Here is a 17,845-nt window from a genome sequence, read left to right as displayed (position 1 = left end):
GTTGGACGAACATATAGATCGCGCAACATACCATATAATGGAAAATCCTCATATAAAGAGCAAGTGTTCGGGTGGTTCTGGAAGCGGAGGACGGGACGCCATACTTGTACACAGGAACGGAAGTCGATAAGCAGGGGAGTAAGGGCGATACGCAGACGAATATCGAGGCGTCGCCGGCGGTGTTCGGCAATTCCGCTGTTGTCGCCATGCACGGCGGGAAGATAGTCGGAATGAAGCTGGAGTAAGGCGCTCCAGCTTATTCGCCGATCCGAATCTCGAGCAGCTCGTATTGGATAACGCCCATCGGAGCTTCGACGTTGATCTTGTCGCCGACGGACTTGCCCATCAGCGCGGCGCCAAGCGGGCTCTCGTAGGAGATCTTGTTCTCGAGCACGTTCGCTTCCGCGCCGCCGACGATGCGGTACTCGAGCTTCTCGTTCATCTCGATGTCGTTCAGCACGACGGTCGAGCCGATCTGGACTTTGGAGGAATCATTGCTCTCGACGATCCTGGCTCGCTTGAGCGTCTTCTCGATCGTCTGGATACGCGTCTCCATGAATCCTTGATCGTTCTTCGCCGCATGATATTCGAAGTTCTCCTTCAAATCCCCGTAGCTAAGCGCGAGCTTAATCCGTTCGGACATCTCTTTGCGGCCGACCGTCTTGAGCTCTTCCAGCTCTTTCTCCAGCTGCAGCTTACCCTCAGGCGTCAGTATCACTTCGTCATTTGCCATGTCGACATCTCCTTATACATTCGTTCTCGCGTCATGCGATATGAACCCCAATATCCGAGCAGTGGCATGCTGTTCAGATTATCATGATAGGCTTAGCGATGGCCCTTTGTCAATTCGGCGGCAACGCGGGAAGAGGCGTCTGTTAATGTGTTGACGTTGGCGCTGCGTTAACGTGTAATGTTGGATTTACGGGAGGTCATACCATTGAAATATACAATTCGAGAGCTTGCCCTAATGGCAGGCGTCAGCACCCGAACGCTTCGTTATTACAATGAGATCGGCCTGCTGAAGCCGGCTTGGCGCGCATGTTTGTCGAGGATGAGCGCTTCCAAGCGCATTACGACGCTGCGGGTCCGGGGACAGCCGCGTATCTGTGCGCTGCGATTCGATTCTAATCTATACGGGCGAACGCGAATGAGTGCGAATAGCGAGTGCAACTTCAACTGGCAAATGGAGGTATATATAGGGGGTCGTATTGATTCTTAAGGAAGCGAGGGAGAGCACTCAATGCCGGAATCGTTGTCAGTATGGAGCGAGCGGCTTCAGCAAGCAAGAAGCCGAATCGAAGAGATGCACAAACGCAAGCGTCAATTAGAGCAGGTCGAGGCTGAAGTGAAGAAGCAGCGGGAGATCGCTCGGAACTGCCTAAGCCGATCAGAGATGGAGCAAGCCGACGTCGAGGAGCTGAACAAGCTGTCGCTGTCCCGTGTTTGGCACCGGATCACCGGCAAGCTGGAGGAACGCATCGGGGTGGAAGAGCGCGAAGCGGCTGAGGCGCAGTTGAAGTACGACTCCGCCCAAGCGGCGCTGCAAGCATTGGAGCAAGAGAAGGCTGAGACGTCGCGTCTGTACGGCGAGGTGATGAATGCGGAAGCCGAGTACGAGCGCTTGCTGAAGGAGAAGGCGGAATGGATCGGCCTTCACGATCCGGGAACCGCCGCCCGCTTGGAGGAGCTGACAGAGGAGATCGGCCTTCTGCTGGCAAGACTGCGGGAGACAGAAGAAGCGATTAGAGCCGGCAACAGGGCGAGCGAGCGGCTCACGGCGGCGTCGGAGAAGCTGCGCTCCGCGCGCAATTGGGGAACCTATGACATGCTGGGAGGAGGCATGATCTCTACCCATATCAAGCATAACCGAATAGAGGAAGCCCGGCAGATTATGCATGAGGCGCAGCATGCGCTTCGAATGTTCGAGAAGGAGCTGGCGGACCTCAATTGGCGGTCAGGCGCGGGCGAAGTGGAGATCGGCGGGTTCCTCTCCTTCGCCGACTACTTCTTCGATGGCTTCCTCACGGATTGGATCGTGCAGGGGCGGATCAATGAAGCGCTGGATAAGGTAGAGCAAGGCTCGCAGGAAGTGACTCTCCAACTGCGCCGATTATCCGGCGAATCCGCATCGCTCAACGGGCAGATCGGGGGCAAACGCAACGAACATAAAGCGCTGGTAGAAGGCGCTTGACTAGACCAACATAACGCCAAGGTTGTATAAACTAGACGAGCGAGCAATTCGTCTAGTTTTTTTATTGACAGTTCCAAACGAAACCCATATACTGTCTATAGAATGAGCAAACGATATGGAAGAAGGTCTAGCCGATGCAAGTGGCGGAGTTGTTCTGGGAAGTACCCTTAAGCGAATTGAAGAGAGGCCTCGCGTATCGCGGGGAAGAAGAATGCTATATCTGCTTGGCCTGCGGGGAACGGTTCGAACAAGGCGTTGTATATCCGTTGAACGGCAAGCTGTACGAAGCGGGCAAATTCGCCCAGCTCCACGTGACAGAAGCGCACGGTTCCATGTTCGAGTTCTTGCTCGGACTGGACAAGAAGCTGACCGGGCTGACAGATCTGCAGAAGAAGCTGCTGCAGATGTTCCATGAAGGCTTGACGGACCAGGAGATTGTAGCTGAACACGAGGGCGGCAGCACCTCCACGATCCGCAATCATCGCTTCGCGCTTCGCGAACGGATGAAGCAGGCGAAGGTGTTCCTCGCGATCATGGAGCTGTCGAACGACCGCGCCAGCCGGCAGCAGCGGCTCATCACGCCTCACCGGACGGCGACAATGGTGGATGAGCGCTATGCGATCACCGAGCAAGAGAACGACGACATTCTGCGCAGCTACTTCAAACAAGGGTTGGACGGGCCGCTCAGCGAATTCCCCCGCAAGGAGAAGCGGAAGATCGCCATTCTTCGCCACCTCGCGCGCCAGTTCAAGGAAGGGCGTTCGTATACAGAGAAAGAAGTGAACGCCATACTCAAAGCGCGATATTCTGACTATGTGACGCTTCGGCGATATTTGATCGAGTACGGCTTCTTGGATCGCGAGCAGGACGGCAGCCGTTATTGGGTTAAGCGATAGGAGGATCAAGATCAGATGACAATCGATAAGCAGAAGAAGAAGCAATTATCCACTTCCTATGCGACTTCGGCTAGACCGATGGGCGTGTACCAGATCCGCAATGTGAAGAACGGCAAAATTCTCGTCGAAGGCAGCATGGATTTGCCCGGCGCGCACAATCGGCTCGAGTTCCAGAAGCAGACCAACACGAATACGGTTATCGCGCTGCGGGAGGATTGGAACAAGTACGGCCCAGACGCCTTCGTATTCGAAGTGCTGGATCGGATCAAGCCACCGGAGGAAGGCACGTTCGACCAAGCGGAACGCTTGAAATACAAAGAAGAGGTAGACGCGCTGACCGAGCTGTGGGTCGAGAAGCTGCAGCCGTTCGGCGATGCCGGCTATAACCATCCGAAGCGATTGTAAGTTGGAAGAAGGAGGAGCTGCCCCGATAGGGCGGCTCTTCTTGCTGATCGCAAATATGAAGATTCGGAGAAGATTGGTCAAGACGTTAGCAAAGGAGCCGCCGACAGGCGTATAGTTAGGCTCAGAGATGAAGCAGGGGGCGCAAGCAATGAACATCCAGTCAGGCAGGAAGTCAACGTTGATGCTAATCGTTCTGGTTCTCACCTGGGGGATCAGTTGGTCTATTTACAAAATGGCTCTGGCGTACAGTCCACCGCTTCTGTTCGCGGGGCTGCGCTCGCTGTTCGGAGGAGCTATTCTGGCGCTGTTCTTGCTTCCGAAAGCGCGGAACCTGCAATGGCGGCGCAATTGGCGCCGTTATGCGATATCCGCGCTGCTCAACACGGCCGGCTTCTATGGCTTACAGAATTTCGGTCTCTCCTACATGCCGGCCGGATTGTTCTCGGTGCTGGTGTATTTCCAACCGATTCTGATCGGCTTGTTCGCTTGGCTGTGGCTCGGCGAGAAGATGACGGTCCTCAAAGTGCTCGGGCTCATACTCGGCTTCGTCGGCATCGTTGCGGTTAGCGCCGACGGATTCACAGGCGAGCTTAGCGCCATCGGCATCGCGCTAGGTTTGCTGTCTGCGTTATGCTGGGCGCTCGGCGTCATCTACGTCAAGAAGGAGAGCAAGCATGTCGATGCCATGTGGATGGTGGCGGCGCCGTCCTTCCTCGGAGGGATTGCGCTGACGGCCGTCGGTTCGTTCACCGAGAGCTGGGCCGAAGTCGCATGGAATGGGACCTATTGGGCCGGCCTTGGCTTCGGAGCGACGTTCGGGGTTCCGATCACGTTCGTGATCTACTATACGCTGGTCAATCAAGGCGACGCCAGCAAGGTAGCGACGTTCACGTTCCTCGTGCCCCTTATTGCGGTGCTGGCCGGAACGGTCTTTATGAACGAACCGTTCACTTATTCGCTGCTCGTCGGCTTGGCGCTTATTGTGCTCAGCATCTGCTTCGTGAACCGGCCGAGCGCGCCGTCGCTCAAGCGACAAGCGTTGGAGACGGCGACTCGCGAGGCTTGAATGACAGTTGCACAGGTTTGAACGGCAAGAACCAATCAAGAAGCCTTTCCGCGACGGGAAGGCTTCTTTAGTTATAGCGAACGTTTCAACGGTTATCTGAGCGCAATAGGCGGGTTGCGGGAAGGAATTCCCTTCTCTAAGCTGAAATGGTTAGGGATGATATTGTGAAACGGGGTGCCAGTCGTGGACGAGAATCGGAATTGGCAAGCGAAGTGGATCTGGGCGGAGCCCGGCGAGAAGAGGGCAGATGGCGCTTCGCTGGAAGCGGTGCTGCTGCGCCGCTCGTTCGAGCTGCCGCAAGCGGCAGGCGCGCGTCTGACCGTGTCGGTATCGGCCGACAGCCGGTACCGCCTCTACTTGAATGGGGAATCCGTCTCTTCCGGCCCGTGCAAAGGGGACCTCAATACGCACTACTACGAGACAGTCGATGTGACCGATCGGCTTCATTCGGGAACGAATATGCTGGCCGCCTTCGTCGTTCATTATCCGGCTGCCGACTGGGGGAGAGGCGTATCGCGCGGCCCGACCTCCGTCTGGCGTACAGATCGCGGCGGATATCTGCTGGAAGGAACGCTTGAACGAGGGGATGGCGAACCTATCGAGTGTCTGAACACCGACGCCGGCTGGGAAGCGCTGCGGCTGCCTGTGGAAGCGTTCTCCTTGAAGCCGGAGACGCTCACTCTCTTCATCGGAGGCGGTGAAAAGGTGGACGCGCGCCGACTTCCCCATGGCTGGCTGCGCAAGCAAGACGAAGGGGCGGGCTGGGCGCCCGCCATCATCGTCTCAGACCCGTACGACCCGCTGCACGGCGAACTGACCCGATGGCAGCTGATGCCGAGGCCGATTCCGCTTGCGGAGGAGACGAACGAAGCGTTCGTCCGCGTCTCGAGATCCAGCCTCGGTTCCGCCATCGCAGCGGCAGACGCTCCGATCGGTGAACTAGGGCCGATCGTAGTCCAGCCGGGGGAACGCGTCTGGCTGGAAGTAGACGCAGGGGAGCTTGTGGCCGGTTATCCCGTATTGGAGCTGTCCGGCGGCAGAGACGCGGAGGTGTCGATTCTCTACGCCGAGTGCTACGAGCACGAGCCGGAGCCCGGCGGCAAGCGCCGCAAAGGCGTGCGCGACGACTCGATTGGCAAGCAGTTGTACGGCTTCACCGACGATTATACGGTTGGCGGTGTCTCGCGGAGCTTGAACGACGAGCCGGAGCGATACCAGCCTTTTCACAGGCGCGCATTCCGCTTCATCCGCCTTGAAGCAGAGGCGAAGGGCGAGCCGCTGACGCTTCGACGCTTCAGCTACTGCCGGACTGGCTATCCGCTGCGAGTCGCGGCGTCGTTCGAAAGCTCGGACGAGACGCTGAACCCGCTGTGGCCGATCAGCGTAAATACGCTTCGCAATTGCATGCATGAGACGTATGAGGATACGCCTTATTATGAGCAGATGGGATACGAGATGGATACGCGGCTGCAGGCGCTGTTCACGTATCAGATCAGCGCGGACGATCGGCTGGCGCGCAAGGCGCTTTACGACTTCCACAGCTCGCTGCTGCCGACGGGCATGCTGCAGAGCCGTTATCCTGCCGTCTCCCGTCAGGTGATCCCGGGCTTCGCGCTCTTCTGGATTATGATGGTGCACGATCACTACATGCACTTCGCTGACCAGGCGCTGGTCCGGTACTATCTGCCATCGATCGATGCGGTGCTCGGCTGGTTCGAACGCAAGCGGGAAGCGTCGGGGCTGGCAGGGCGAATGCCGCAAGCGTATTGGTCGTTCGTCGACTGGACGGAGGAATGGCGTTCCCGTTCAGGCGCGCCGTCTGCCGCGAAGGATGGGCCGCTCACCGTGTACAACCTGATGTACGCCGACGCGCTGGTCAAGTCCGCGGAGCTGTGCGAGCTTGCGGGAAGGCGCGATACGGCAGCGGAGTACCGCAGCCGGGCGGAGAGCGTCCGCGGGGCGGTGCGCAGCCGCTGCTGGTCGGAGACGCGCGGCATGTTCCGGGACGGCCCGGAAGCGGAGGCGTACAGCCAGCACGCCCAAATCTGGGCGGTGTTGACCGGAACGGTCGCTGACGCGGAAGCCAGAGCGCTCATGGAGCGGACGCTGTCGGAGAGCGGGCTCGCGCAGACCTCGATCGCGATGGCGTACTATCTGTTCCGCGCGCTGGCCATGACCGGGCTGTACGACCGAACGCTGAAGCTGTGGGACGTCTGGCGCCGCCAAGTCGACCTGCATGTGACGGCATGGGTCGAAGACCCGGTCTTGGAGCGGAGCGACTGCCATGCTTGGGGCGCGCTGCCGCTGCATGAATTCCCGGCGGAGCTGCTTGGCGTGAAGCCGGAGAAGCCGGGCTATGCGGCAATCCGGATCGAGCCGAGCACGATCGGGCTGAGCCGAGCCGCTGGAGCGGCGATGACGCCGCACGGGCCGGTACGGGTGGAATGGACGGCACATGACGGCGAGTTCCGCTTAAGCGTGAACGGACCGGATGGCGTGCCGGCCGTCGTGCGCCTGCCGGACGGTTCGGAGACGAGAACGGACGGCCTACGGGAGCTGCTGCTGTCGTGCCGAATGGACGCCATATGAACGATATCCAATTGGCGATTACATTTGGCTTGTTAGCCGCCTCTACTGTACTGCTAATCATCTTGCGGCTGGCGAAGGCGCAACCGAGCTATCTAGCTCTTAGCTGGCTGTTGCTGCTGGCGCTGGGCAATGTTCTCTTCTTGCAGCTTATCCGAATGCTTACGCTGCAACCGGATGACCGGAGCGGCAACGGGAATCCTGCTATCTTGCTATGGCTTCCAATGGTCATATTGGCGTTCGTGCTTTGTGCCTGTATATCTCGCGCCATCATCCGGTGGACGAAGCCGACCCGGCGTGCATCGACCGTCGTGTCGATCGTCGGCGCCGCTCTTAGCGCCGGATCGGCATGGGGCCAAATATTATTCGCCAAGTCGCTGCTGCGCAAGCTTGCCGAGATCAAACACGTGACGCCGCAGCATCTCAATACGCTATACTTTAATTACTGGACGTTGCTTATCTGTGTCGGATTAACGCTCGCTGGATCCGGCATATGGCTCCATCGAAAGTTGGGCAGCCAGAGACGAGCGAGTGGCATCTAGCCTCGATCGGCGGTATGATGGACGCAATAGATGTCGTGCGTGATTTAAGTCGTTGCCTTGAAGGAGGATCATACCCATGCGAGCAATCGTACCATTGGATAGCACGAACCGATTCGGCGTCGGCGAGACAGCGGAGCCGGATGTCGCCTACGGCGACTTGCTGGTGAGCGTCCGCGCGACGGCGCTGAACCGCGCGGACCTGCTGCAGAAGCGCGGGCTCTACCCGCCGCCGCCCGGCGCGTCCCCGATTCTCGGCCTCGAGATGGCAGGCGTCGTCGAAGAGGGCGCCGGCCCCTGGAAGCCGGGGGACCGCGTCATGGCGCTGCTCCCGGGCGGCGGCTACGCGGAGCGGGCGCGCATCCCGTCCGGCATGGCGATGCGGATTCCGGACACCCTGTCGTTCGAGGAAGCGGCGGCGATTCCCGAAGTGTTCCTGACCGCTTACCTCAATCTGTTCCAGCTTGGGGGACTGCGCGACGGCCAGACGGCGCTTGTCCACGCCGGCGCGAGCGGCGTAGGTACGGCTGCCATCCAGCTGGCGCGCGAGGCCGGCGTGCGGACGCTCGTGACGGCAGGCTCGCAGGCGAAGCGCGAGGCATGCCTTGCGCTCGGCGCGGATGCGGCGTTCGACTACCGGGCAGGGCCGTTCGCGCCGGAGGTCCAGCGGGCGACTGGCGGGCGCGGCGTCAACGTCATTCTGGACTTCGTCGGCGCTTCCTACTGGGAGCAGAATCTCGATTCGCTCGCAGTGGACGGCAAGCTCATCATCGTTGGCACGATGGGCGGCACCCAGGTGCCCGGCCTTGATCTCGGGCGCCTATTGGCGCGCCGCTTGCAAGTGCTTGGGACGGCGCTGCGGAGTCAACCGCCGGAGAAGAAGGTGAGCTTGACGGCGGCATTCGCCGACTTCGCGCTGCCGCGGTTCGCGAGCGGCCGGCTGAAGCCGATCGTCGATTCGGTGTGGGATTGGGCCGATGTCGAGCAAGCCCACGCCCATATGGAAGCGAACCGCAACATCGGCAAGATCGTGCTGCGAGTGCAATGACCGATCGACTCGAAGTCGATGCTCACAGCCAAGAGGTGAGGTATCAGATGAATATAGCGCTCGTGCGGCATTTCAAAGTTCAACCCGCCGCCGGCAGAAAGTGGTTGGCGCCTGATCAATTCAGGCAGTGGACGGCGGATTACGATCGAGCGGAGCTCGAAGTCGCGCCGCTTCCGGACGACGGCACCCGGTGGGACGTTTGCTTGTGCAGCGATTTGTCGCGAGCGGTTCGTACGGCTAGCGTGATCTACCCGGGAACGGCGATTCGGACGCCGCATTTAAGAGAGATTGAACTTCATCCAGTCATGCGGTCAGGAGTGAAGCTGCACCTTAACTTGTGGCTGTTGCTGGCCCGGATGGCTTGGCTGGTCTCGCATCCGTCCCAAGAAGAGACGAAGGCCAAAGCCCGTGAGCGAGCGCGTCTGTTCGTCGATGTTCTGGAGAGGGATTATCCGAACCGGAACGTATTGGTCGTCAGCCATGGAGCGTTCATGCGGCTGCTGGCGAAGGAGCTGACGAGCCGAGGGTGCAAGGGCGAAGGATTTCTCGTTCCGCGCAATGGTGAGCTCTACGTCTATAAGCGCTAAACCTTGCGGGCAAGTTTGGGCTATTGATAGAAAAAGTTCGCAGCATCTGCTAAAATGTGAAGAGCTATTGTCAGACTTTCTAAAAGCAATCTTATGAAATAAATCGAGAAAGAGGATTAGAGCATGGGACGCAAATGGAACAATATTAAAGAGAAGAAAGCTTCGAAGGACGCGAACACAAGCCGTGTCTACGCGAAATTCGGCGTTGAGATCTACGTGGCCGCCAAGAAGGGCGAGCCGGATCCGGAAGCGAACCGTGCGCTCAAGGTCGTATTGGAACGCGCGAAGACGTATAACGTGCCAAAGGCGATTATCGACCGCGCGCTGGAAAAAGCGAAGGGAGCAGGCGAAGAGAACTATGTCGAGCTGCGTTACGAAGGCTTCGGCCCGAACGGCTCGATGATTATCGTCGACGCGCTGACCAACAACGTGAACCGCACCGCCGCCGATGTCCGCGCCGCGTTCAACAAGAACGGCGGCAACATGGGCGTTAACGGCTCGGTTGCTTATATGTTCGACTCCACAGCCGTCATCGGCATCACGGGCAAATCGCTCGACGATGTGCTGGAGCTGATGCTGGATGGCGACGTGGACGTGCGCGATGTCGTGGAAGAGGACGACGCCGTTATCGTCTATGCCGATCCGGAGCAGTTCCATGCCGTGCAGGAGGCTTTCAAGAATGCGGGCATCACGGATTTCTCCGTCGCGGAGATCAGCATGATTCCGCAGACGACCGTCACGCTGCCGGAGGAATCCATCCCGACGTTCGAGAAAATCATCGACGCGCTGGAGGATCTGGAAGACGTCCAGCAGGTGTACCACAACGTCGAATATGAAGAGTAGAGGCGCCGGCGGGCTTCGATCCGCCTAAGACAAGCTGTTCGACCCGCAAGGCCGCCGGCCCGCGGAGGCGAACGGCTTTTTTTCTAATGAGACAGCTGATTTGCTTCGATGCATCGCCGTCCTGTACGATAGTAGAGAGAGAATTCGTGGATAAAGGAACGTGATACGTAATGGATAACGCAACTTCCGTAAAATTAACTTCGCTCACCACCAAAGGCGGCTGCGGCTGCAAGATCGGACCGGCCGATCTGCAGCAGGTCATTCGTTCGCTCCCGCCGGCGGTGCCGGATCCGAACCTGCTCGTCGGCCTCGATACGAGCGACGACGCCGGCGTCTACAAGCTGACCGACGAGCTTGCGCTCGTGCAGACGGTCGACTTCTTCACGCCGATCGTGGACGACCCTTACGATTTCGGCCAGGTAGCCGCGACGAATGCGATTAGCGATATCTATGCGATGGGCGGCAAGCCTTTAACGGCATTAAACATTGTGGCGTTCCCGATCTCGACGCTGGACAAGCAGATTCTCGCCGACATTCTGCGCGGCGCAGGCGACAAGCTGAAGGAAGCCGGCGTGACGCTGGTCGGCGGCCACTCAATCGACGACAAGGAGCCGAAGTTCGGCCTCGCCGTCACCGGTCTCGTTCATCCGGATCGCATCCGGACGAACGCCGGGGCTAGAGCGGGCGACAAGCTCATGCTGACGAAGCCGATCGGCGTCGGCATTCTGACGACGTCGATCAAGAAGGATCAGCTTAGCGCGGATGAGATCAAGCGCCTCACACAAGTGATGACGACGTTGAACAAGAAGGCCGCTGAAGTCATGGAGGCCTATGACGTCAGCGCGTGCACGGACGTAACCGGCTTCGGCTTGATCGGCCATGCGATGGAGATGGCGCAAGGCAGCGGCAACGGCCTCGTCATCCGCAAGGCGGACGTCCCGTTCCTGCCGCGCGTGCGGGAGCTAGCGGAGAATGGGTTCGTGCCGGGCGGGACGAAGAACAATTTCGCGCATGTGCAGGAGCATGTGGACTTCCCCGCTGAGATGGACCAGGTCGACCGCTGGATGCTCTGCGACGCGGTCACGTCCGGCGGCCTGCTCATTGCCGTCGCAAGCGAGCAAGCGGACAAAATGCTGCAAGAGATGGTTGAGGCGGGCGTAGAAGCGAGCCTGATCGGGGAAGTGACGATGGCGCATCCAGGCCGGATCGCCGTTGAATAAGGGGAATGAACAGCAGAGGAGAGGCGGCAGCATGTTTCAAGATTTGACGATCGAGGATTGGATCCAGAAGCGGAACGACCGGGATCTAACGATTATCGACGTCCGTTCCCCATCCGAATTCGCGGACGCGACCATTCCGGGGAGCGTGAACATCCCGCTTTTCAACGATGAAGAGAGGGCCGAGGTCGGCACTTTGTATACGCAGGTCAACCAGCAAGCCGCGAAGGAGAGAGGGCTCGAGATCGTATCCGCTAAGCTCCCTGCCTTCATTCGCAGCTTCGCGGAGGTGCAAGGGCCCAAAGCGGTGTTCTGCTGGCGCGGCGGCATGCGCAGCAAGACGACGGCCACGCTGCTGTCGCTGATGGACATCCATGTGAGCCGGCTTCAGGGAGGGTATCGCGCCTACCGCCAGTTTGTGGTCGATACGCTGCGGGACTATGCGTTTAAGCCCGATGCGCTCGTGCTCAACGGCTATACCGGCAGCGGCAAGACGCTTGTCTTGCAGGAGCTGGCGCGTCGCGGCGCGCCCGTGCTCGATCTGGAGCATCTGGCCGGGCACCGCGGTTCGGTGTTCGGGCATATCGGCCTTAAGGCGCGCAATCAGAAAATGTTCGATTCGCTCCTGCTGGACGAGCTGGAGCGGCTGAAGGATGAGCGCGTCGTGCTCTTCGAGGCGGAGAGCGCGCGGGTGGGCAAGGCGATGCTGCCCGACTTCCTATTGCAGAAGAAGGCGGAAGGACGGCAGATCTGGCTGGAGATGCCTATTCCCGCGCGCATCCGCCACATTCTCGAAGACTATCGTCCGTGGGAGCATCAAGATGCTTGCCTGTCGGCGTTCCGCCGGGTGAAGCAGCGCATTCATACCCCGGTCGCGGCGGAGATCGATCAGTGCCTGCAGGAAGGGAAGTACGACAGGGCTGTTGAGCTGCTGCTGGTCTATTATTACGACCCGCTGTACGAGCGGACGAGCGAGCAGTACAATCCGGACAACCGGATCGTCGTCCGCGCCGAATCGGTGGAGCAGGCGGCGGATGAGATCGAGAAGCTGTGGCGGAAGTAATAAGCCGATCGTCAATGGAATGACGTGCAGACATCGAAGGGATGCTGCACGTCATTTTTTTGTATCCAAAGCGCCGTTCCTCCTCATTTTGTTATAGCTATTCGCTATATCTAGATATAGATTATTCGTGTTAACGTATAACCGCTCGCTCATGTTATCTTTGCGATATCGAACAATGCGTGTCTGTCAAAGGGCAGGCGGCATAGCGTTGATAGAACAAGGGGAGGCGGCAAGATGGCAAACAGCAGCGTGTTAGGATACCCGCGGATCGGCGCGGAACGAGAGTGGAAGCGAGCAATCGAGGCCCACTGGACCGGCAAGTTAGGGGAAGAGGAGCTGCACCGCAGCCTGCGGGAGATCCGGTTAGCGCATCTGCGCAAGCTTCAGGCGAAGGGGATCGATCTGATCCCGGTCGGCGACTTCAGCTATTACGACCATATGCTTGACACGGCGGCTATGTTCGGGATCGTGCCCGAGCGATTCGGCTATGAAGGCGGCTCCGTTCCGCTGTCCGTCTATTACGCGATGGCCCGCGGAACGCACAGTGCGGCGGCGTGCGAGATGACGAAGTGGTTCAATACGAATTACCACTACATCGTTCCCGAGCTCGGCGGCACGAATCCGGCGCTGACCGGCAATCGGCCGCTCCGCGCGTACCTGGAAGCGAAGGAGGAGCTTGGGATTGAAGGCAAACCGGTCATCGTCGGACCGCTCACGTTCCTGAAGCTGTCCAAGGGCTACGAGGCTGCCGAGACGGATCTTTGGCTTGATCGGCTGCTTCCGCTATATGTCCAGGTGCTCACAGAGCTAAGCGGCGCGGGCGCGAAGTGGGTGCAGATAGACGAACCGATCCTAGTGACGAAGCTCGATGAGATAGACCTGACACGGCTGCGCCGAATCTTCGGAACGTTCTCCCAAGCGGTGCCCGGGTTGAAGCTCATGCTGCAAACCTACTTCGATTCGGTTGAGAAGTACGAAGAGATCGCCCGTCTGCCCGTGGCGGGAATCGGACTGGATCTGGCGCGTGGCTTCGGACGCGCCGGCAATCTGGCTGCGCTGCGCGAACATGGCTTCCCGGCGGACAAATCGCTCGGCGCCGGGATTGTGAACGGCCGCGGCATCTGGCGGTCCGATCTGGAGGAGGGGCTCGCACTGATTGAAGAGCTGAAGTCGATTGTGCCGGACGATCGCTTGATCGTGCAGACGTCGTGCAGCCTGCTGCACGTGCCGGTGTCGGCCGCGCGGGAGACGAAGCTGCCGCCGGAGCTGAAGCAGGCACTCGCCTTCGCCGACGAGAAGCTGGACGAAGTTGCCTATCTCGCGCGCGGCGGAGAAGGCGGCGAAGCAGCGCGGGCAAGCAGCGCGGCAGCGCTCGAAGCGCTCCGGCAATCGCCTGCGCGGCAGCGCCTCGACGTGCGGCAGGCGGTGGAAGCGATGGCGGCGAAGGAGCCGAAGCGCGGCGCGCCGTTCGCCGAGCGGCGGAAGCTGCAGGCGGAGCGCTTCGGGCTGCCGCTGCTGCCGACGACGACGATCGGCAGCTTCCCGCAGTCCGCGGAGGTGCGCAGAGCGCGGCGGCTATGGCGGAATGGCGAATGGCCGCAGGAGCGGTACGATGCTTACATCCGGGAACAGATCGATCATTGGGTGGCGCTGCAGGAGGAGATCGGGCTGGACGTTCTCGTTCACGGCGAGTTCGAGCGGACGGACATGGTTGAGTTCTTCGGCGAGAAGCTGGACGGGTTCGCGTTCACGCAATTCGGCTGGGTGCAATCCTATGGCTCGAGGTGCGTGAAGCCGCCGATTATCTACGGAGACGTCGCATATCGGGAAGCGATGACGGTGAAGGAGACCGTGTATGCGCAGTCCCGCACGAAGAGGCCGGTCAAAGGGATGCTGACGGGACCGGTCACGATTCTGAACTGGTCGTTCGTCCGCGACGATCTCTCTCGCGAGCAGGTCGCGCAGCAGCTGGCCTTCGCGCTTAGGCAGGAAGTCGAAGCGCTGGAGAGAGCCGGCATCGGCATGATTCAAGTAGACGAGCCCGCCGTGCGGGAAGGGCTGCCGCTGAAGCCGGCGGAGCATGCAGGTTACTTGAAGCGGGCGGTGGACGCCTTCCGGCAGACGACCTGTACGACGGCGGACAGGACGCAGATCCATACCCATATGTGCTACTGCGAGTTCCACGATATGATCGAATCGATCGAAGCGATGGACGCGGACGTCATCTCGATCGAGAGCTCGCGCAGCCACGGGGAGATGCTCAGCAGCTTCGAGACGCATGCGTATCCGCTCGGCATTGGCCTTGGCGTATACGACATCCACAGCCCGCGCGTTCCGAGCGTGGAGGAGATGGCGTCGCAGATTGAGCGTGCACTGACCGTACTCGATCCAAGTCTCTTCTGGATCAATCCGGATTGCGGTCTGAAGACGAGAGGACAAGAAGAGACAGTCGCGGCTCTGCGCAACATGGCGGAAGCGGCGCGACGGGCTCGCGAGCGATTCGCCAAGTCTTGAGCATTGGGCATTCAGCAGGTAATAGCAGGAATTTGTCGATTGTCATCGAAATCTATCTCATACCAACTTTGGAGGATAGATATAACATGAACCAACCGCAACAGGTCAGTCTGGGAACGAGAAAAGACATTCTGCGCAGCATCTTGATTACCCTGCTGATCAATGGGGTTCTGCCTTATCTGGTGTATGAGATTCTCCGTTCGCATATGACAAGCCTTCAGGCATTGTCCATTGCAACCGTCATTCCGTTGCTCGATAATGCGTACACGCTTCTGAAGAGCCGCAAGCTGGACGTATTCGCCTCATTCATGCTGACCAGCTTTCTGCTTGGCCTGCTGGTGCTCACCCTTGGCGGCAACGAACAGCTGCTCTTGGTCCGAGAGTCCTTCGTCACCGCGGTCTTAGGCCTTATCTTCCTGGCCACGCTGCTGTTCCCCCGGCCGTTGATCTATTACTTCGCATTGCGGTTTACGGTAGGCAGCGATCCGGATCGCAGGGCAGCTTTTGCGGCGAATTGGCAATATCCTTACTTTCGCTTCGTCTTGCGGCTGATGACGGCGGGATGGGGAATCGCCTTGTTAGGCGAAGCCGTCGTGCGCACGATTCTCGTCTATGAGCTGACGGTATCGCAATTTCTGGCCGTATCCAACTTTGTTATGTACGGGTTTATAGGCGCCGCCATCGTCTGGACCGTCTGTTATCGGCGGTATTCTCATAAGAAGCTAAAGCGGATCATCAAGGGGGGCTGAATTCGGCCCTTCTTTTATTTGTTCGATTACTAAAAATCATTATTGACAGACCGACGGTCGGTATGTATACTCGATTACAGAACAGACCGACGGTCGGTCTTAACATGAATAGGAGTGGATTGGCATGACACAGCAGCAATGGGATTTGATCGGTTACGGAGTTTGGGCAATGGTCATCTGGATGACTTACAAGCAGTACCGCGTGACTCGGAAAGAGTATAGCGGAAGCGGCATGAAGCTGCTGTTGGGAGATTGGATGCTGTTCGCGCCGGTGCCCTGGATCGTTGAGTGCATGGTTCGCCGCGCGGAGCCGGTTCAAGTCGCGTGGACGATCGGTCTCGGATTGGCGGCGGCAATTCCTTACATCCTGACTTCCCGCTTCGAGCAGGTTCGCAAGGGTGTTGCGAAGTTCAAATTCAACGGATTGTTCCTGGTGATTCTGGCGGCATTCCCGTATCTCCGCTATGAAGCAAGAACCTGGATTTTTCACAGCCATCCGATTCTGACGCCGGAGTATCGGCCTGATATCGAATTAATGTTGGCCGAATATATTGCGGTAATGGTCATCTTCACCTTCGCTTGGCGGTTCTGGATGTTCCTGTCTTACCGGAAGGCGGTTGCCGCCTCTTCGGCTCCCGATTCCAACGATGCCGATATCGAGGTGGCATACCGGCAGTCGGTATGCTAAAGTGGAGAAGCTGGATTAAATGGCAATTCGAATAAGGACGTGAATGTGTTGGCAACGGCAAACCAAACTTTTCAGACCATATTGAACACAGCGGAGAAGCTTATTCAGGAGAAGGGCTGCCGTCAAACGACGCTTCAGGATATCATTCGGGAGACTGGGCTGTCCAAGGGCGCCATCTATCATTATGTATCGAGCAAGGATGAACTGTTCGGTCTCATCTTGAAGGCGCGGATGGAGCTGATGAATGCGCGGTTCACGGATGTCGTCAATCGCCCGCAGGCCCCGGGGCTGGAAGACCCCTTGCAATTGATCGCCGAAGGAATGCAGCGCACCTCCAACCATCAGGACGTGACTAACTTGATCTTCGTCTATCTGCTGAGCCAAATGGACAATCCGAAGGTTGCGGAGATCGTTCAGCACGTTTATGACTATACGCTGCAGACCTGCTCGCAATGGATCGAGATCGGGAAAATGCATGGCGCCATTCCTTCCGAAGTGGAGAGCCGCGCTACCGCCGAGATGTTGGTAATGCTGATGTACGGGCTGCGTGTCCAGAACACGATTGCCCAGCAGCCAAGCCGGTTCACAACCCAAGATTTAGCTGCCTTCATGCGCAAAACGCTAAGTTAAAGGAGAATATCCCTTGTTTAACAAGAAGCTGATTTTCCCCGCCATCTATGCATCTACTTATCTGTTGACGCTCTATATTGTTCTGCAATACTTCATCTACAGTCCAAGCCAGTCGGGCATGGTATCCGCCAAGATGGACGATCCGTCCTTCCCCTATGAGATGTGGAAGCTGTTCTTCTACCCGCATATTGTGCTTGGCACGATCGCATTGTTAATCGGAACGTACCAACTGACTCGGCGAAGCCGCCTGAACCCGAACAGACATCGCATACTCGGCCGAATCTACGGGATCTCGATCCTGCTGAACGTACTCGTCGTACCTTACATTGCGCTGTATGCGACCGGGGGAAGAGGTTCAACCTTGGCGTTCTTGGTGCTGGATGTTCTGTGGCTGGCGACGACGGCGAACGGAATACGGCTTATTATGCAGAAAAAGACGGTTCTTCACCGGCAATGGATGATTCGAAGCTATGCGGTTACGCTGGTCTTCGTCAGCTTCCGGCTTGTCTTGGGCATCGTAGAGCTAGTGACGGACTTGCCGCTCGGCACGGCATTTCCGCTGTCGGTCGTTCTGTCCATCTTCATGAATCTGGGTTTCACAGAGCTCTATATAAGAAGAGGCAAGCGCGCGCTTGCCTCGATTCGGACCGAGGCGGTCTAAGCAGGGGGCAAGAGCATAAACAAAATAAGAACCCGGCATCCACTGCCGGGTTCTTCTATGTGTACGAATAAACAATTGCGTATGATGATCCGCCATGGTATGATAAGAAAATCTCCATGCGCTAAACTGAAACAAGTCATAGTAAGACCATCTTACTTACAC

General features: G+C 58.4%; 19 protein-coding genes and 1 pseudogene. 19 read left to right on the top strand and 1 reads right to left on the bottom strand.

The genetic code is table 11. The features are described 5' to 3' along the window. The first annotated feature begins 71 nt into the window (after positions 1-71). Entirely contained in the window at positions 72-245 is a 174-nt protein-coding gene (locus H4Q31_RS11205; protein ID WP_185179163.1) for a hypothetical protein, read from the top strand. 11 nt (positions 246-256) lie between these two features. On the opposite strand, the gene greA is transcribed toward H4Q31_RS11205, so the two are convergent. Continuing rightward, positions 257-733, bottom strand: coding sequence for a transcription elongation factor GreA (gene greA / locus H4Q31_RS11200; protein ID WP_185179162.1), 477 nt, complete (start codon positions 731-733; stop codon positions 257-259). 177 nt (positions 734-910) lie between these two features. On the opposite strand from greA, the pseudogene H4Q31_RS11195 reads away from it, so the two are divergent. The 18 genes and pseudogenes from H4Q31_RS11195 to H4Q31_RS11110 all read left to right on the top strand — a co-directional run. Then, positions 911-1,030: pseudogene (locus tag H4Q31_RS11195) on the top strand (MerR family DNA-binding transcriptional regulator); the annotation flags it as partial. 8 nt (positions 1,031-1,038) lie between these two features. Then, positions 1,039-1,128, top strand: coding sequence for a TipAS antibiotic-recognition domain-containing protein (locus tag H4Q31_RS21790; protein ID WP_311771723.1), 90 nt, complete (start codon positions 1,039-1,041; stop codon positions 1,126-1,128). Positions 1,129-1,240: 112 nt separating this feature from the next. After that, entirely contained in the window at positions 1,241-2,191 is a 951-nt protein-coding gene (locus tag H4Q31_RS11185) for a hypothetical protein (protein WP_185179161.1), read from the top strand. A gap of 134 nt (positions 2,192-2,325) precedes the next feature. Beyond that, on the top strand, positions 2,326-3,087 hold the full coding sequence (locus H4Q31_RS11180; RefSeq protein ID WP_185179160.1) for a DUF2087 domain-containing protein: 762 nt from the start codon (positions 2,326-2,328) through the stop codon (positions 3,085-3,087). Positions 3,088-3,102: 15 nt separating this feature from the next. Next, a complete protein-coding gene (locus H4Q31_RS11175) occupies positions 3,103-3,492 on the top strand; it encodes a GIY-YIG nuclease family protein (RefSeq protein WP_185179159.1) in 390 nt (129 codons plus the stop codon). Positions 3,493-3,640: 148 nt separating this feature from the next. Beyond that, a complete protein-coding gene (locus H4Q31_RS11170; protein ID WP_185179158.1) occupies positions 3,641-4,558 on the top strand; it encodes a DMT family transporter in 918 nt (305 codons plus the stop codon). 183 nt (positions 4,559-4,741) lie between these two features. Beyond that, complete coding sequence (locus H4Q31_RS11165; RefSeq protein WP_185179157.1) at positions 4,742-7,147, top strand: alpha-L-rhamnosidase-related protein; 2,406 nt, start codon at positions 4,742-4,744, stop codon at positions 7,145-7,147. Beyond that, positions 7,126-7,686 carry a hypothetical protein gene (locus H4Q31_RS11160; protein ID WP_185179156.1) on the top strand — a complete coding sequence of 187 codons (561 nt, stop codon included), beginning with the start codon at positions 7,126-7,128 and terminating at the stop codon, positions 7,684-7,686. Before H4Q31_RS11165 ends, H4Q31_RS11160 begins: the two co-directional genes overlap by 22 nt. Before the next feature lie 76 nt (positions 7,687-7,762). Further along, positions 7,763-8,731, top strand: a complete 969-nt coding sequence (locus H4Q31_RS11155) for an NAD(P)H-quinone oxidoreductase (protein ID WP_185179155.1) — start codon at positions 7,763-7,765, stop codon at positions 8,729-8,731. A 47-nt stretch (positions 8,732-8,778) separates the two neighbouring features. Then, complete coding sequence (locus H4Q31_RS11150; protein WP_185179154.1) at positions 8,779-9,318, top strand: histidine phosphatase family protein; 540 nt, start codon at positions 8,779-8,781, stop codon at positions 9,316-9,318. Positions 9,319-9,441: 123 nt separating this feature from the next. Continuing rightward, on the top strand, positions 9,442-10,161 hold the full coding sequence (locus H4Q31_RS11145) for a YebC/PmpR family DNA-binding transcriptional regulator (RefSeq protein WP_185179153.1): 720 nt from the start codon (positions 9,442-9,444) through the stop codon (positions 10,159-10,161). 170 nt (positions 10,162-10,331) lie between these two features. Then, positions 10,332-11,381: a selenide, water dikinase SelD gene (gene selD, locus H4Q31_RS11140; protein WP_185179152.1), complete on the top strand. Its 1,050-nt coding sequence runs from the start codon at positions 10,332-10,334 to the stop codon at positions 11,379-11,381. Positions 11,382-11,412: 31 nt separating this feature from the next. After that, on the top strand, positions 11,413-12,441 hold the full coding sequence (gene mnmH / locus H4Q31_RS11135) for a tRNA 2-selenouridine(34) synthase MnmH (RefSeq protein WP_185179151.1): 1,029 nt from the start codon (positions 11,413-11,415) through the stop codon (positions 12,439-12,441). Between the two features lie 234 nt (positions 12,442-12,675). Further along, positions 12,676-14,955, top strand: coding sequence for a 5-methyltetrahydropteroyltriglutamate--homocysteine S-methyltransferase (gene metE / locus H4Q31_RS11130; RefSeq protein ID WP_185179150.1), 2,280 nt, complete (start codon positions 12,676-12,678; stop codon positions 14,953-14,955). Between the two features lie 86 nt (positions 14,956-15,041). Further along, the gene (locus tag H4Q31_RS11125; RefSeq protein ID WP_185179149.1) at positions 15,042-15,704 is read left to right on the top strand and encodes a VC0807 family protein; all 663 of its coding nucleotides are present in this window, start codon (positions 15,042-15,044) and stop codon (positions 15,702-15,704) included. Positions 15,705-15,828: 124 nt separating this feature from the next. Continuing rightward, positions 15,829-16,392 carry a CcdC protein domain-containing protein gene (locus tag H4Q31_RS11120; RefSeq protein ID WP_185179148.1) on the top strand — a complete coding sequence of 188 codons (564 nt, stop codon included), beginning with the start codon at positions 15,829-15,831 and terminating at the stop codon, positions 16,390-16,392. Positions 16,393-16,440: 48 nt separating this feature from the next. Then, entirely contained in the window at positions 16,441-17,022 is a 582-nt protein-coding gene (locus H4Q31_RS11115; protein ID WP_185179147.1) for a TetR/AcrR family transcriptional regulator, read from the top strand. Positions 17,023-17,035: 13 nt separating this feature from the next. Further along, positions 17,036-17,683 carry a DUF2306 domain-containing protein gene (locus H4Q31_RS11110; RefSeq protein ID WP_185179146.1) on the top strand — a complete coding sequence of 216 codons (648 nt, stop codon included), beginning with the start codon at positions 17,036-17,038 and terminating at the stop codon, positions 17,681-17,683. Positions 17,684-17,845 lie beyond the last annotated feature (162 nt).

Source organism: Cohnella lubricantis, assembly GCF_014212015.1.
GTDB classification, from domain to species: Bacteria; Bacillota; Bacilli; order Paenibacillales; family Paenibacillaceae; genus Cohnella; species Cohnella lubricantis.
This window is presented reverse-complemented; position numbering and strand designations above follow the sequence as displayed.

Coding starts and splice junctions, on each gene's coding strand:
- H4Q31_RS11125 (WP_185179149.1), top strand. CDS start 15,042: ATGAACCAACCGCAACAGGTCAGTCTGGGAACGAGAAAAGACATTCTG.
- H4Q31_RS11145 (WP_185179153.1), top strand. CDS start 9,442: ATGGGACGCAAATGGAACAATATTAAAGAGAAGAAAGCTTCGAAGGAC.
- H4Q31_RS11120 (WP_185179148.1), top strand. CDS start 15,829: ATGACACAGCAGCAATGGGATTTGATCGGTTACGGAGTTTGGGCAATG.
- H4Q31_RS11155 (WP_185179155.1), top strand. CDS start 7,763: ATGCGAGCAATCGTACCATTGGATAGCACGAACCGATTCGGCGTCGGC.
- H4Q31_RS11150 (WP_185179154.1), top strand. CDS start 8,779: ATGAATATAGCGCTCGTGCGGCATTTCAAAGTTCAACCCGCCGCCGGC.
- selD (WP_185179152.1), top strand. CDS start 10,332: ATGGATAACGCAACTTCCGTAAAATTAACTTCGCTCACCACCAAAGGC.
- greA (WP_185179162.1), bottom strand. CDS start 733: ATGGCAAATGACGAAGTGATACTGACGCCTGAGGGTAAGCTGCAGCTG.
- H4Q31_RS11180 (WP_185179160.1), top strand. CDS start 2,326: ATGCAAGTGGCGGAGTTGTTCTGGGAAGTACCCTTAAGCGAATTGAAG.
- H4Q31_RS21790 (WP_311771723.1), top strand. CDS start 1,039: ATGTTTGTCGAGGATGAGCGCTTCCAAGCGCATTACGACGCTGCGGGT.
- H4Q31_RS11170 (WP_185179158.1), top strand. CDS start 3,641: ATGAACATCCAGTCAGGCAGGAAGTCAACGTTGATGCTAATCGTTCTG.
- H4Q31_RS11185 (WP_185179161.1), top strand. CDS start 1,241: ATGCCGGAATCGTTGTCAGTATGGAGCGAGCGGCTTCAGCAAGCAAGA.
- mnmH (WP_185179151.1), top strand. CDS start 11,413: ATGTTTCAAGATTTGACGATCGAGGATTGGATCCAGAAGCGGAACGAC.
- metE (WP_185179150.1), top strand. CDS start 12,676: ATGGCAAACAGCAGCGTGTTAGGATACCCGCGGATCGGCGCGGAACGA.
- H4Q31_RS11175 (WP_185179159.1), top strand. CDS start 3,103: ATGACAATCGATAAGCAGAAGAAGAAGCAATTATCCACTTCCTATGCG.